Source organism: Chryseobacterium sp. 1B4 (assembly GCF_036631475.1).
Lineage (GTDB): Bacteria > Bacteroidota > Bacteroidia > Flavobacteriales > Weeksellaceae > Chryseobacterium.
This window is the reverse complement of sequence record NZ_JAPNUF010000008.1, coordinates 1-12,524: the sequence shown is the minus strand read 5'-3', so window position 1 is coordinate 12,524 and position 12,524 is coordinate 1. Positions and strand designations below refer to the sequence as shown.

Annotated in this window: 19 protein-coding genes, 1 tRNA gene and 2 pseudogenes; 11 read left to right on the top strand and 11 right to left on the bottom strand. The window is 36.4% G+C overall.

The window, feature by feature from the left end:
- Positions 1-9: 9 nt before the first annotated feature.
- A complete protein-coding gene (locus tag OWR28_RS15970; RefSeq protein WP_332387506.1) occupies positions 10-459 on the top strand; it encodes a hypothetical protein in 450 nt (149 codons plus the stop codon).
- Between the two features lie 211 nt (positions 460-670).
- On the opposite strand, the gene OWR28_RS15965 is transcribed toward OWR28_RS15970, so the two are convergent.
- From OWR28_RS15965 to OWR28_RS15940, 6 genes and pseudogenes are all read right to left on the bottom strand, one after another.
- Positions 671-1,006: an Mpo1-like protein gene (locus OWR28_RS15965; RefSeq protein WP_332387505.1), complete on the bottom strand. Its 336-nt coding sequence runs from the start codon at positions 1,004-1,006 to the stop codon at positions 671-673.
- Between the two features lie 157 nt (positions 1,007-1,163).
- Positions 1,164-2,844, bottom strand: a pseudogene (locus tag OWR28_RS15960) (APC family permease).
- A gap of 103 nt (positions 2,845-2,947) precedes the next feature.
- Positions 2,948-3,403 carry a CocE/NonD family hydrolase C-terminal non-catalytic domain-containing protein gene (locus OWR28_RS15955; RefSeq protein ID WP_494168481.1) on the bottom strand — a complete coding sequence of 152 codons (456 nt, stop codon included), beginning with the start codon at positions 3,401-3,403 and terminating at the stop codon, positions 2,948-2,950.
- 55 nt (positions 3,404-3,458) lie between these two features.
- Positions 3,459-4,202: a CocE/NonD family hydrolase gene (locus tag OWR28_RS15950; protein ID WP_332387504.1), complete on the bottom strand. Its 744-nt coding sequence runs from the start codon at positions 4,200-4,202 to the stop codon at positions 3,459-3,461.
- Entirely contained in the window at positions 4,199-4,597 is a 399-nt protein-coding gene (locus tag OWR28_RS15945) for a CocE/NonD family hydrolase (protein ID WP_332387503.1), read from the bottom strand. The genes OWR28_RS15950 and OWR28_RS15945 overlap by 4 nt, the downstream gene beginning before the upstream one ends.
- Before the next feature lie 35 nt (positions 4,598-4,632).
- Complete coding sequence (locus tag OWR28_RS15940) at positions 4,633-5,181, bottom strand: hypothetical protein (RefSeq protein ID WP_332387502.1); 549 nt, start codon at positions 5,179-5,181, stop codon at positions 4,633-4,635.
- A gap of 257 nt (positions 5,182-5,438) precedes the next feature.
- On the opposite strand from OWR28_RS15940, the gene OWR28_RS15935 reads away from it, so the two are divergent.
- From OWR28_RS15935 to OWR28_RS15890, 10 genes and pseudogenes are all read left to right on the top strand, one after another.
- The gene (locus OWR28_RS15935; RefSeq protein WP_332387501.1) at positions 5,439-5,831 is read left to right on the top strand and encodes a tetratricopeptide repeat protein; all 393 of its coding nucleotides are present in this window, start codon (positions 5,439-5,441) and stop codon (positions 5,829-5,831) included.
- The gene (locus OWR28_RS15930) at positions 5,828-6,499 is read left to right on the top strand and encodes a tetratricopeptide repeat protein (RefSeq protein WP_332387500.1); all 672 of its coding nucleotides are present in this window, start codon (positions 5,828-5,830) and stop codon (positions 6,497-6,499) included. The genes OWR28_RS15935 and OWR28_RS15930 overlap by 4 nt, the downstream gene beginning before the upstream one ends.
- 121 nt (positions 6,500-6,620) lie before the next feature.
- Positions 6,621-6,803, top strand: coding sequence for a hypothetical protein (locus tag OWR28_RS15925; protein WP_332387499.1), 183 nt, complete (start codon positions 6,621-6,623; stop codon positions 6,801-6,803).
- On the top strand, positions 6,746-7,822 hold the full coding sequence (locus OWR28_RS15920) for a tetratricopeptide repeat protein (protein ID WP_332387498.1): 1,077 nt from the start codon (positions 6,746-6,748) through the stop codon (positions 7,820-7,822). The genes OWR28_RS15925 and OWR28_RS15920 overlap by 58 nt, the downstream gene beginning before the upstream one ends.
- Positions 7,823-7,928: 106 nt before the next feature.
- Positions 7,929-8,126: a hypothetical protein gene (locus OWR28_RS15915; RefSeq protein WP_332387497.1), complete on the top strand. Its 198-nt coding sequence runs from the start codon at positions 7,929-7,931 to the stop codon at positions 8,124-8,126.
- Between the two features lie 130 nt (positions 8,127-8,256).
- The gene (locus OWR28_RS15910) at positions 8,257-8,391 is read left to right on the top strand and encodes a hypothetical protein (RefSeq protein ID WP_332387496.1); all 135 of its coding nucleotides are present in this window, start codon (positions 8,257-8,259) and stop codon (positions 8,389-8,391) included.
- 3 nt (positions 8,392-8,394) lie between these two features.
- Positions 8,395-8,667: a hypothetical protein gene (locus tag OWR28_RS15905; protein ID WP_332387495.1), complete on the top strand. Its 273-nt coding sequence runs from the start codon at positions 8,395-8,397 to the stop codon at positions 8,665-8,667.
- 8 nt (positions 8,668-8,675) lie between these two features.
- Complete coding sequence (locus tag OWR28_RS15900) at positions 8,676-8,885, top strand: hypothetical protein (protein ID WP_332387494.1); 210 nt, start codon at positions 8,676-8,678, stop codon at positions 8,883-8,885.
- A 34-nt stretch (positions 8,886-8,919) separates the two neighbouring features.
- Positions 8,920-10,679 (top strand): annotated as a pseudogene (locus OWR28_RS15895) (TonB-dependent receptor).
- 50 nt (positions 10,680-10,729) lie between these two features.
- Positions 10,730-10,801 (top strand) — tRNA-Arg (locus OWR28_RS15890).
- A 65-nt stretch (positions 10,802-10,866) separates the two neighbouring features.
- Here the strand turns inward: OWR28_RS15890 and OWR28_RS15885 are convergent.
- The 5 genes from OWR28_RS15885 to OWR28_RS15865 form a co-directional block, all read right to left on the bottom strand.
- Entirely contained in the window at positions 10,867-11,151 is a 285-nt protein-coding gene (locus OWR28_RS15885; protein ID WP_332387493.1) for a hypothetical protein, read from the bottom strand.
- A gap of 19 nt (positions 11,152-11,170) precedes the next feature.
- Positions 11,171-11,338, bottom strand: coding sequence for a hypothetical protein (locus tag OWR28_RS15880; protein ID WP_332387492.1), 168 nt, complete (start codon positions 11,336-11,338; stop codon positions 11,171-11,173).
- Between the two features lie 155 nt (positions 11,339-11,493).
- The gene (locus OWR28_RS15875; protein WP_332387491.1) at positions 11,494-11,769 is read right to left on the bottom strand and encodes a zinc ribbon domain-containing protein; all 276 of its coding nucleotides are present in this window, start codon (positions 11,767-11,769) and stop codon (positions 11,494-11,496) included.
- Positions 11,766-11,987 carry a recombinase family protein gene (locus OWR28_RS15870; protein WP_332387490.1) on the bottom strand — a complete coding sequence of 74 codons (222 nt, stop codon included), beginning with the start codon at positions 11,985-11,987 and terminating at the stop codon, positions 11,766-11,768. The genes OWR28_RS15875 and OWR28_RS15870 overlap by 4 nt, the downstream gene beginning before the upstream one ends.
- Positions 11,897-12,524, bottom strand: a 628-nt coding sequence (locus tag OWR28_RS15865) for a recombinase family protein (protein WP_332387489.1), incomplete at its 5' end; no start/stop codon positions are given. The genes OWR28_RS15870 and OWR28_RS15865, both read right to left, overlap by 91 nt.

The window sequence follows — 12,524 nt, the reverse complement described above, 5'->3', positions numbered from 1 at the left end:
CTCTGATTTATGAATTATGTAACAGTAATTTATGTCCTGAATCTGGTATTGTATGCCATGTATTTCTTTGGAAGAACCGGAAGCGAGGTGGCCATATCCGGCCTTGATTTTACCGTTTCCGGAATATTATCTCTTTTGCTCATCTTTGCAGGATATCTGAACGCAAAAAAAGGAATGATCTACAGAACTGTTTTATGGGTGTTTTTTGTGAATGTTTTCTTATTCACTTGTTCCGGGGTATTTGATCAGTTTGGAAGTAATTTTAATATCCTTTCTACGGGTAACAGTGACAGTTTCCTTTTTTCCCTGGCTCTTCTTGTTTATAATGGATATCTTTTTCCTTTGACTGTTGTTCTTGATGGTTCCGGTCTGGCATTAATAATTCCTGTTGTATTGTCATTTATTCTGCCTTCATTGGGATATCTGATAGGGAAGAAGCTTTATCCAAATACCCACTAAATTATAGAGTCATTGCGAACCGAATATGAAGCAATCTCAACATTATTCATAAGCAGAAAGTTGGAAAACGCAAAGTCGCTAAGATTTTTACAAGCCATATGTACGTAAGACGCAAGGATTTTATCTTCGATAAAATTTCAACGGTACTTTTGTCATTCCGGGCAAAGCAAGAAATCTCAATTATTCAAATAAGGGTTTTAATTTTAAACCCTTATGGATTCTGGGGTTTATTATTAGGCATTATGAATTTCTGCTTCCCAATCAAAAGTTCAAAAAACAGTCTGAAGTCTGAGATTAAAGACCATAAAGGATATTTAAAAGTAGCCGGCTTGTTTCTTTCAATCACGGCATGGCTGAACCAGGCAAATCCATAGCCTACAATAGGAATGTACCATAAAAATCTTTCTTTTCCTGAACTGATAACATATCCTATAACGAAAAATACAAGAAACGTCCCGATAAAATGAAAAATCCGGGTTCCCGTTTTACTGTGTTCTGTAAGGTAAAACTGATAAAATTCTCTGTATGTTTTGATTCTTTCAGCCATGGCGGTTAGTTGATGGGTTCTTAAGAAGCTAAAGCAATAATTCTGCCGATTTTTATCAGAGGTTAAAAAATAAAAAAGACAAAATCGCAAATCAGTTTCTCCATTGGGTTTAACCTTTCTGCCATTTTGCCTTTTCGCAATTTTTGCTAATTATGATTTAGCTATTTTTTAATTCTTTCCCCAGCTTACTGTTTTTGTATCCGTAGCAGAAATAAATAACCATCCCGATCAGGAACCACATCCCGAACCAGAACCAGTTCTCATGGCTCATTCCTGTAAGAAGATACAGACATGAGCTTAGTCCAACCAATGGAATCAATGATAAATTCTTGATAAAAGCCACAACACACAGGATAAGGTTGATGATAATAAAGAAGAAAATAGAAGCTCTGAATTCTCCTTCATTGGGATCTGACCAGTTCATCAGGTTGTCAAAAAATTCCGGCTGCCATTGATAGAAAGCAATTAATCCACCAATAAAAACAACAGGGAAAATGATTTTACCATTTACATAAGGAAGATGAAATCTGCCTTTTTATTTTTCTTTGGCAGGAAGAAGAAGTACTCCGGCACATACCAGTACAAAAGCAAAAATAGTCCCGATACTCGTAAAGTCAAGGATAAAGGTTTTGTCTGTAAACAGGATAGGAATCCCCACTACGATCCCGGTAACGATGGTTGCATATGATGGTGTCTTATATTTAGGGTGTATCTTTTGAAATCTTGCAGGCATCAGTCCGTCACGGCTCATGGCATACCAGATTCTCGGCTGTCCCATCTGGAATACTAATAATACTGTAGTAATGGCTACGATGGCTACGAAAGAAACCACCAGTTCCATCCACGCTACATTGGCGTTTGTTTTTTCGAAGATGAATGAAAGCGGATCTCCCACACCATCAAATTTCTTGTAATCCACCATTCCCGTCAATACCAGTGTTAAAGCAATATAAATTACCGTACACAGTACAAGGGAAATGATCATTCCTTTTGGTAAGGTCTTCTGCGGATCTTTGGTCTCTTCAGAGAGTACACTTAAAGCATCAAATCCGATATACGCGAAGAACACTCGGATACCGCACTCATTACCCCTGCAAAGCCATTCGGCATGAAAGAAGGTGTTCCTGTTGCTGGGCTTACAGGAGTCCAGTTTTCAGTGTTGATGTAAGCAAAACCAACCAGAATAACCAATAGAATTACTCCCAGTTTTAAAATCACCAGAGAGTTGTTGAAATTTTTACTTTCTTTAACTCCTACATAACAAAGCCATGTAATCAATCCATTAATAACCAATGCAGGAATATCTACAATAAACTTCAGACTTCCGATTAACGGTGCTGTTTTCCATGCATTTAATAATTCTTTATTTTCTGAACCATACTGAAAAGCCTTTCTGGCTTCGGTATAGCTGCAGGTCAGGTAATCAGGGATATGCATTCCGAGACGGCCTAAAAAACTGGTGAAATAATCCGACCAGGAAAAGGCTACATAAATATTTCCGAAAGAATATTCCATGATCAAAGCCCAGCCGATGATCCAGGCAATTAGTTCCCCAAAACTGGCATAAGCATACGTGTAGGCAGACCCGGCGGTAGGAATTCTGCTGGCAAATTCAGCATAGCATAAAGCAGTAAAGCCACAGGCAAAACCACAAATCAAATATAGAAGGATAACACCGGGACCCCTCTGAAAACGGCTTCTCCCAAACTGCTGAAACTCCCAGCTCCAATAATGGCCGCAATACCAAAAAATACAATGTCCCACACACCTAAGACCCTTAAAAGCCCCGTCGAAGTATCTGTATCTGAATAGATTTTTCTTCTAAAAAGTTGACTCATTCAATAACTATATTTGATTTGAAAAAAGCAAATGTAATGATTTTTTATTTTGATGTTAACAGTCGTTAACAACATTTAAGCAAAAATGCTCAAACAAAAAGCTTTAGTCTTTATAGACAGGGATTTCCACATAACTGTCATTGTACCATTTTATTTCCAAAGGTTCGCCGGCATCTTTCAGGGTTTCATCGCTTACATCCTTGCCTGAGCCGTAATTAATCTGCCAGTTAGGGTTATTGTTAACGCCAACCAACAGCAGGAGTTTGCTTCCTTTCTCGATCTTTCTGCTCATCACATACGAATTATTAATTGGGATCTGTTCCGTTGTATTAGGCTCAAGAAGCTGTCGTTTTTCATGATCTTTAGCGTAGCTGGCTCTCACGATATGAGTTGATAGTAAATAGGATTTTCCATCCGGAGAAATCTGGTACAGATAAGTATCAGTGTCAAAATCTTTTTTATTGACCGAAACATTGAAAACTCCTGACAGATTTCCGCTCATGATGATATCTTTGTCAAGTACTTCACTTTCAAAAGCAACAGAATTCGTCGTTTTTATACTGTCTTTTTTGCTGACTTTATAATAGGTGTCTTTCTGATTCCTGTTTTTTAAATCAACGGTTTGTTTGGTGAAGTTCTGCTTTACCGGTTTGCTGAATACTGAAGAAGTATTTTTTGTCCTGAAGGTAAAATTTCAAGGAAGAATTGTGCATTTTGTCAAGATCAGCAACATGCTTCCAAGTATTTGTATTCATGATCTGAAAATTGATCCTGTCTTTTAGGATTTCCGGTTTTTTACCTCCCTTAAGAATATAATCAAACCAGGAAAAAGCAAGATCATCAATACTTATTCTGGCCACCGGATCAATAGGATTTCCATTCACATACGTAAACCCGAAATTTTGTGCCCCTCCATGATTATAAGGACCAATTACCAGATAATGCTCTGCATTTTTATTGTACAGATGATGTTGCTTAAAATAATACAACGCACCAATCTGATCGTCATCATAATACCCTGTAGTGGTCAGGATCGGAATATTGATTTTAGAAAAATCTTCTTTGTAAGGAACCATCTTCTGCCAGTACTCATCATATCCCGGATGATCCAGCCATCGCTGGAATATTTTGCTGGGTTTCCCGCTTATTTTATCTAACGACCTGAATGATTTCCCACTTTTGTACCATTTTGTAAAAATAGAGTCCCATTTTATAGCATTAGTAAAATTTGCTTCATCGGTAAATTTATTGTTGGTTACATACTGAATCCACTGCAGCATATAGCTCATGAAGACATTATTCTGAGCAGGATAATCTATTCCGATGCCTACTGCTACCTGAGGAACTATCGTTTTCAATGCAGGATGAAGCTTTTTACCGCAGCCCACTGACTAAAGCCTAAATAACTTCCTCCTACCATTCCCACTGTTCCATTGGACCACGGCTGTTTGCTTACCCAGTCTATCACTTCATAAATATCTTCCGATTCATGCTCAAAAGGATTGTTTATATCATTGCTGTTTCTCTTACCCCTGGTATTGACTATAGCTCCCACATAATTATAAGTAGCAGCTCTCTTTCCAAGGAAACCATCAATGGGACCTGCATAGATATTATTGGTTAAAATAACAGGAAGCGGGGAAGTATTCTCCTTTTTACGGACAATAGTGATCGTTAAGGTATTCCCGTTGATCTTAAGGTCTTTCGTTTCGGTAATAAATTTTTCCTTGTCTTTTGAAGCCAGCTGCTGCATGACCTGAGGTTTGATGCTGGAGTAGGTTTTATAATTCAGGTAACTTTTACATAAAGCCAGCGCTGTTCTGTAATCGACGCTGTCCTTGCCTTTTGCTTGTTCAGCAGGTTCTTCAACAATTTTCTGGATTCTTTCACATCTCCGTTAAGAGCGAGCTCCAGTCTTGGAATCAAATTTTCCGGAAGACTTTCATATTTTTGGTTGAATACTTTCTGGAGCGCATTGGAAAAGGAATATTGTTTTCTTTTTTGTTCCGTCTTTGCAAGGCTGTACAGCTCAAATCCGATATATCTGTATCCACCCATATTGTTGTCGGCAAACAGATTACGGTTTTCAGAAAGAGAAGCCAACGAGTTTTTGTAATCCTGGGCAACCATCTGCAGACGGAAAAGATTATCCATAAGATCAACAGTATTTTCCGGTTTATATTTTGCAGACTGAAGGTGAGGAATCACTTGCTGTGCAAGTCCCGGCATCTGTTTTTCCAATATAACAGAGTCAGTTACAGCTGTTTTTGGAAAGTAAAATTTTTGTGCCTGCATGAGGTTCACAAAAATTAATGCTAAAAATATCTTAAATTTCATGTATTGGTGTATTTATGGTATGTTTTTAGCTGCTGTTGAAAAAGTATCAAATTAAAATAAGTTTTTGATAACTGTTTATTAAAATTGTTTATATTTTATCAGACGAAAGTAGTAAATTTTATCATTAGGCAGTGAGAAAATTTTCAGTGTTATAAAATTGTTATTTACAACCATTAAATCTGTTAAAACTTGCTTAAACAATAAGTTTTTAATATTTTCGTTAACTTATTTAGACTAATTTTCTTATATCAAGAAGAATGAAATCAAAAAAAATACTTTTAGCGGCTGCGGTCATTTATTTCGGAATCTCCGATGCTCAACAGTCCCAATATTTTACCCAGAAAGAAAATTACAGGTTCAATCTAGCCGAAAATCTTTATCAGACCAAAATATACAACGCCTCCCAATATGAATATGCAAGACAATATTTCTACAATCAGAATTTGTCCCGTTCTAAGAAAGAAGGTGCCCAGTTTTTTGATAATGTGATCGGCGTTATTCTTCAGAAAAATCATGCTGAAGAGGGATTAACCGCTTTCATGAAAGAATATCCTAATTCTGCTTATTTTGCACAGGCTAATCTTCCGCTTGCGGATTATTATTTGGCAAAAAAAGACTTTGACAAAGCGCTGGAAACACTTAAAAAGTGAATCAGTATCAGCTTTCGAAAGAGGAAAATACTCAGTATATTCTTAAGCTTGGGTATGCAAAATTTATGACAGGTGATTCTAAAGGAGCTATTGATGCACTGGAAGAAGCCTATAAAACAGCAGATCAGTCTCAGAAAGGAGATATTGCTTATATGCTTGGGCACTTATATTACAGCAACAGGCAAAATGATAAAGCTTTTCAGTATTTTGATTCCATTAAAGATCAGGATAAATTCTCAAAGCTTGTACGTCCTTATTATGTACAGATGTATTATAATGATAAGAACTACGATCAGGCCATTACAGAAGGAAATGCCCTGTTGAACGAAAATATTTCGGATTCTTATAAGGCAGAAGTTCATAAGATCATCGGAGAGAGTTATTTCATGAAGAATGATTATAACGCTGCTTATCCCCATCTAAAAGACTACCTGAGTGTACAGCAGAATCCATCTGAAAACGATTTGTATGAGATGGGATTTGTGGCAGCACAGCTGAAAAAGTATGATGAAGCGGTTTCTTATTATAACCAGCTTCTGAACAGCAATTCTGCTTTGGCGCAGAATGCTTACTATCAGTTGGGAAATGCTTATCTGGCAGTAGATAAAAGCAGGAGGCACTTTCTGCATTCCGTTCTTCTTACCAGATGGATTATGATGCAAAAGTGAAAAAACTGGCCCCGAGCAGTACGCCAAATTAAGCTATGATATCGGTAACCCGTTTGAAAGTCCTTCCGCGGTTATCCAAAGCTATATCAACGAGAATCAGGATGGTGCCAATGCTTCTGAAATGAGATCATTATTGGTGAAATCATACCTGTATTCCGGAAACTATAAAGAAACCCTGAACGCGATCGACAGGTTACAGAGTTCAACTCCTGAGATCAACAAAGTAGATCAGAAGTTTCCTATTTATTGGGAACGGAAGAATTCAACAAAGGAAATTATGATGAAGCTGAGAAGTATTTCTTAAGAAGTCTTGGTTTCAATATCAATAAAGAATTTAACAGCAGAGCTTTATACTGGCTGGCACAGGTGTATTATCAGAAAGGAAATTATCCATCTGCCATTGTTCGTTATGAAAAACTTCTTAACGAAAATTTCCCTGAGAAACAGCAGCTTCCTTATGATTTGGGATATGCCTATTTCAAATCCAAAAAATTTGATCAGGCTGCAACTTACTTCAAGCAGTATCTTGCCAATCCTAAACCGGAATTTAAAAATGATGCAGAACTTCGTCTTGCAGATATTCATTATGCCAATAATGATCTGAATGAAGCGATTGCCATTTATGATAAAAATGAAGATGCCACGGATTATACTTTGTACCAGAAAGCAATGGCTTTAGGATTTAAAGGTGATACTCAGGCAAAAATTAACAACCTTAAAAACCTTTTATTGAAATACCCTGATTCTGAATATTACGATGATGCCCAATATGAAATAGGAACTGCATATGCGGCTCAGGATGACTTTGCCAATTCCAATGATTATTTCGGAAAAGTAATTAAAGGGTCTTCTGACAAAGATCTTATTGCCAATGCTTCTATCTACAGAGCACAGAATTATATAGACCAGAATCAGAATGACAAAGCACTTTCTGAGTTGAAGACTTTGGGTGAGCAGTATAAAAATACAGCTTATGCCCAAAAAGTTGTTCAGGCTGCTAAACCTATCTTTACGAAAAACGGAGATGTTTCAGGATATGAAACCTTCGCAAGAAATGTTGGGGTGAACGTAGATGCTGCAGAAATTGATGAGATCAACTTATCTACAGGTAAACAGCTGTTCGCGAAGAAAGATTATAAAAACGCTATTTCTTATTACGAAAAGTATCTGACACAGAACCCAACAGGGGAAGGATTGTATCAGGCGAAGTATGAATTGGGAGAAAGTTATTACCAGACCAATAATTCAACTAAAGCTTTACTTGTTCTTCAGGAAGTGGCTGGAATTCAGAATGATTACAGGATGATGCACAAACTCGTTTAGCTCAGATCTACCTTGCACAAGGGAATACAGCGGAAGCTAAAAGTACCTTGAAGGCATTAAAAATTCTTCTAATATCAGCATTAAAAATTATGCAAATGTTGAATTGATGAAACTGTATGCAGAAGAAAATAATTTCTCAGAAGCTGAAAAATTAGCCAATGCAGTAATTGCCAATTCTAAAAACTCAGCAGCTGTTATTGAGACTGCGAAAGTGATCAAAGCAAGAAGCCTGATGAACTCAGGAAAGATAAAGATGCACAGACTTCCTATTCTTCTCTTGAAAAATCATCCAATACTTCAGTAGCCGCAGAAGCTTTATATGCCAAAGCCTATTATCAGAACAAAGGAAAAGCGTTTAAATCTTCCAATGAAACAATCTTTAAGCTTGCCAATAACTATGCGTCAGAGGAATTCTGGGGCAAGCGTTAGTACTGATGGCGAAAAACTATATCGGCCTGAAGGATAACTACCAGGCAAGTTATACCTGTGATCAGATCATTGCCAACTATAAGGATTTCCCTGAAATTGTTGCAGAAGCAAAAGAAGTTAAAAAACAGATTAAGAAATAGGAGATGAAGGTTTTTAAAATTGCTGTTTATTCTTTCTTGGTTCCGGCTTCACTCTGGAGCTGCATTCCATCGTACAGTGCATATCCCAAAGAGTATAACCGTGCAAAAGCTGACTTTCCCAAGCAAAAGGCTTTTGTAGTGAATAAAGAACTTAAGAAGGAATTTGAGATTTTAAAACATTCCGATATTTATGAAATTGTGGAAGACAGTACCCATGCAGCTAAAATCACCCTGCATCCGATGATGACGCATACACCCCTTGCGGAAACCCAATGATCGGGAGTATGATTACAGTCGGATTGCTGCCTTCAGGATTTCCATATAATATTTCTTACAGTTATGATGTAGCTGAGAACAATACAACAAAAAATTATCAATACAAATTACAGGTTTATCAAAGCCTTTGGCTGTTTAATATATTCAGACTGGGGAGAACTTTTTCAAAACAGTCAGGGAAAGCTTTATTAGGCAGTTATATTGCTTCCAATAAATAAAAGCCCGTTATATATTTTTTCAAATAAAGAAAATATGAACAAGAAAATTCAAATATTATCCATATTATTTTTAGGGGTTTCGTCGGTGGCGTTTTCCCAGATCAAGGAGGAAAAACTGGTTCTTAACAAAAAGAGGGAACCGGAAGTGAAGAAGATCGAGAAGAAGAAAACTTCAGTGGAAACCATTAAAAATTATCCGCCGGAAGAAGTCGCAGAACCCTGTGAAGTATACTATCACAGATGTTCCTGCTGTTTCAGATTTCAAAACTTCAACCATTCAGGGGAGGACGTAGCCCCGAAATTTGACGGGACCGCTCAGAATAACTATTTCCAGTTCGGAATGGGTAACTACGGGAAAGTCTTAGTAGACGGAAATGTTTCCAAAACCCTGGAGAATAAGCTGGAAGTAGGAGCAGATGTTCATGTTCTTTCTACGAATGGTCTTAAAAAAGATTATGACTGGAAATCCGGGCAGACATCAGCCAATATCGGTGCTTTCTTAAATTCTTACGGCGAAAAGGGTAAATTCAACCTTAATGCAGAATATGGTCTGGACAGCTATAATTATTATGGAATTTATGCCATGCAGCCTACCGGAGAACTTGACCTGAAGCAAAAAGTCAATCAGTTTAAGGTAAACGGTTACTATGATTTTTATTCCAATGAAATCCTGAATGATGTAAGAGTAAAATCATCCTTCCTGAAAGATCATTTTGATGCACAGGAAAACCAGGTGTCTATTCTTGCCAATTTCTCAAAACATGCGGTTGAATTAGGAAAATCAGGAATTAACCTGAATGCTGATCTGGGAGTGGGATTAGATGCTGTGAAGACAGATTTTGCCATCAGGGATAAAAACTCAGCTAATTTCTTCAATACCAGCCTGGCTCCTAAAGTGACCTTCAGAAAAGGAGACTCTTATTTGATGTTAGGATCTTCATTCTCTTTCCTGAATGCTAAAAATTCCAATGACCAGCTGGACCAGCAAAAAAATAATAAGACTTACTGGTTCCCGCAGGCAGAGTTCCAGTTTGCCGCGGCTAATGAATTTAAATTCTACGGAGGGGTAGACGGTGGTCTGAAACTGAATACTTACGGAGATATGCTGCAGACGAATCCATTCATCCTTTCTGACCAGTTTTTAAAGCCTACAGAGACGAAATATCATTTTTATGTAGGATTGAGAGGAGATATTGATGAAACGCTGAAATACGACTTCTCTGCAGGTTACGGAAAGATGAGAGATATTATGTTCTTTAAGGCCAATGATCTTTTTGATAACAGCTCTGTTAACCGTTCTGCATACAATTTTGCCAATACGTTCTCTGCAATATATGATGACGGAAATGTAAGTGATATCAAAGGAAGTGTACAGTATTTCCGTTGGCAAATCTTATTTTAGACGGAGAATTAAGATTTACAAAGTACAATCTTAAGAATTACGATAATATTTATAACGTTCCTTTGTTCAATGCAAGTATCGGGGCAAAATATACCATGCTTGACAAAAAGTTACTACTGGGATTTAAAGGAATCTTTGCAAGTGACAGAACTACAAACTCTTATGCGATTGAAGCAGTAGGTGCTCCGAATGTAATTTATCAGTCTACGGAGAATACAAATGATAAAGTTGGCGGTTATGCTGATTTAAATCTTTCCGCAGAGTATAAAATTCACAAAAATTTCAGTATTTTCGCACTCGGAAATAATCTTCTGAGCTCAAAATACCAGACGTACAAAGGATATAAGGTCCTGGGTGCACAGTTTCTGGGAGGCGTGAAGATCACTTTCTAAAAATATAAGTAATCAGTAATCATTATGAGTTACTCATTACTTATGAATACGGCTGCATAGTTTAATGGATAGAACTTCGGATTTCGGCTCCGACAGTGAGGGTTCGAATCCTTCTGCGGTCACTTAAGGAGACAACTAATAAATAGTTGTCTCCTTTTTTATCCGTAAATGCTTAGTTATCAAATTTTTAAAATTTGACTTTTTGTGTTCGATGTTTTAAACGTAAAATACTTAGTCTGTTTGAAATAAACAGTCTGAAAGTGCCACAATAGGCTTGTAATCTACAATCATTAAGAGTTCGAATTCTCCTTAAGGTTAGAGCTTTTTTCTCTTTTGACTTATTGTAGGTTTTTGCTACTAAATATAGCAATTCTAATATATCCTTAGCTTCTTTCTCATTTACCTGAACACCATTCTTGGCCAGAATAATAATCGCTTGTTCTACTGAAACAGTTCTATCAATGAAATTCATTTTCCTATTGTTTTTTCGATTACTTTTTTTGACAATATTTTGAAAATGCTGGCTTAAGTTCTAATGAAAGGTCTCCAGTTTTATAATCAATATCAACAGGAGGAATAAGATTCACAAGATACTTTTTATCTGAAGTATCAAACTTGACAAATTTTTGGAAAATCTCACGAAATGTCTTATTTTCCATTTGATTCATTTTATCGATTACTCTTAAATTAAGAGTAATGTCACGCTCTTCTTTCTTCAGATTTTTTGTGTTGATTTGACTTTCTTGTTTTAATTCATTATAATCATCGATCTTTAATATTCCTGCTATAAATAATTTCCTGCCTCGAGAAAGTGTTAATTTTCCTCTTTTATCTTTCTGTCTACTAATTGTTGAGCATACAAATAACTCGCTTTCTGAGTCTTTATATTCTGATTTTCCAAAATATTCTTAAACAACTCCATCGTGTTATCTGCTAGTATTAATTCTTGAAGTTTATTTTGATAACTGTCATTAAGTAAAACTGCACCAATTCTAATTTTGCAACGATTGTCACAATGGTAATAGGGATATCTATTCTGCTTACCTGAAAAACTTCCGGTAAGTTTTCGACCACAAACAGGACAAGTCAAAAAGCCTCGAAGAAAAACATTTCTTTTAAATCATCTCTTTTAGCTGTCATTTTTCTTTTTGTATTAATGACAGATTGAACTTGATCAAATAATGCCTCAGATATTAATGGTTCATGTAATCCCTTTATCATCTGTCTTTCATTAGAATTAAGTTTAACTGATATGATTCCACAATAAATTGGATTGCGCAAAATCCGAAAAAGTATGATCGTGAGCATATCAATCCTTTCTCATTAGCTATTTTACTGATTTCAGATATTTTGTGATGATTTTGAACAGCTTGACTGAAAGCCCATTTTATAATTTCAGCTTCCGGTTTTTTAGGTACAATAGCTTTTTTACCATCAATTAACGTTACGTTGATAAATCCTATGGGAGCTTTATTTGGATATCTACCCATTAACTTAGCTCGACGAATACCATTAGAAGTATTTTGAGCTCTTCGAGTATTTTCTGCCTCTGGAACGGCTAAATATACAGCCAACATAACAGTACTTTCAGGCACGGAGAAATCAATAGGTTGATCGATAGCCATTGCGGTTGTCTTGTACTTCCGAAGCTTTCCAATCATTTCGTAAGCATATTCGACATTGCGACTAAATCGATCCCATTTAATAAATAATATATTTTTATCTTCTGATGACTTCTTTTTAATTTCGGAGAATAATTCTTTCCACTCTGGACGATTGAAATTTTTAGCAGAATAGTCTTCACGATAAATTCCTTTAACCTCAATATTGTTATATTTACAATAC

Coding starts and splice junctions, on each gene's coding strand:
- OWR28_RS15870 (WP_332387490.1), bottom strand. CDS start 11,987: ATGCTCACGATCATACTTTTTCGGATTTTGCGCAATCCAATTTATTGT.
- OWR28_RS15915 (WP_332387497.1), top strand. CDS start 7,929: ATGAAACTGTATGCAGAAGAAAATAATTTCTCAGAAGCTGAAAAATTA.
- OWR28_RS15910 (WP_332387496.1), top strand. CDS start 8,257: ATGGCGAAAAACTATATCGGCCTGAAGGATAACTACCAGGCAAGTTAT.
- OWR28_RS15945 (WP_332387503.1), bottom strand. CDS start 4,597: ATGCAGCAGCTGGCTTCAAAAGACAAGGAAAAATTTATTACCGAAACG.
- OWR28_RS15965 (WP_332387505.1), bottom strand. CDS start 1,006: ATGGCTGAAAGAATCAAAACATACAGAGAATTTTATCAGTTTTACCTT.
- OWR28_RS15900 (WP_332387494.1), top strand. CDS start 8,676: ATGATTACAGTCGGATTGCTGCCTTCAGGATTTCCATATAATATTTCT.
- OWR28_RS15885 (WP_332387493.1), bottom strand. CDS start 11,151: ATGAATTTCATTGATAGAACTGTTTCAGTAGAACAAGCGATTATTATT.
- OWR28_RS15940 (WP_332387502.1), bottom strand. CDS start 5,181: ATGAAATTTAAGATATTTTTAGCATTAATTTTTGTGAACCTCATGCAG.
- OWR28_RS15905 (WP_332387495.1), top strand. CDS start 8,395: ATGAAGGTTTTTAAAATTGCTGTTTATTCTTTCTTGGTTCCGGCTTCA.
- OWR28_RS15880 (WP_332387492.1), bottom strand. CDS start 11,338: ATGGAAAATAAGACATTTCGTGAGATTTTCCAAAAATTTGTCAAGTTT.
- OWR28_RS15925 (WP_332387499.1), top strand. CDS start 6,621: ATGAGATCATTATTGGTGAAATCATACCTGTATTCCGGAAACTATAAA.
- OWR28_RS15935 (WP_332387501.1), top strand. CDS start 5,439: ATGAAATCAAAAAAAATACTTTTAGCGGCTGCGGTCATTTATTTCGGA.
- OWR28_RS15970 (WP_332387506.1), top strand. CDS start 10: ATGAATTATGTAACAGTAATTTATGTCCTGAATCTGGTATTGTATGCC.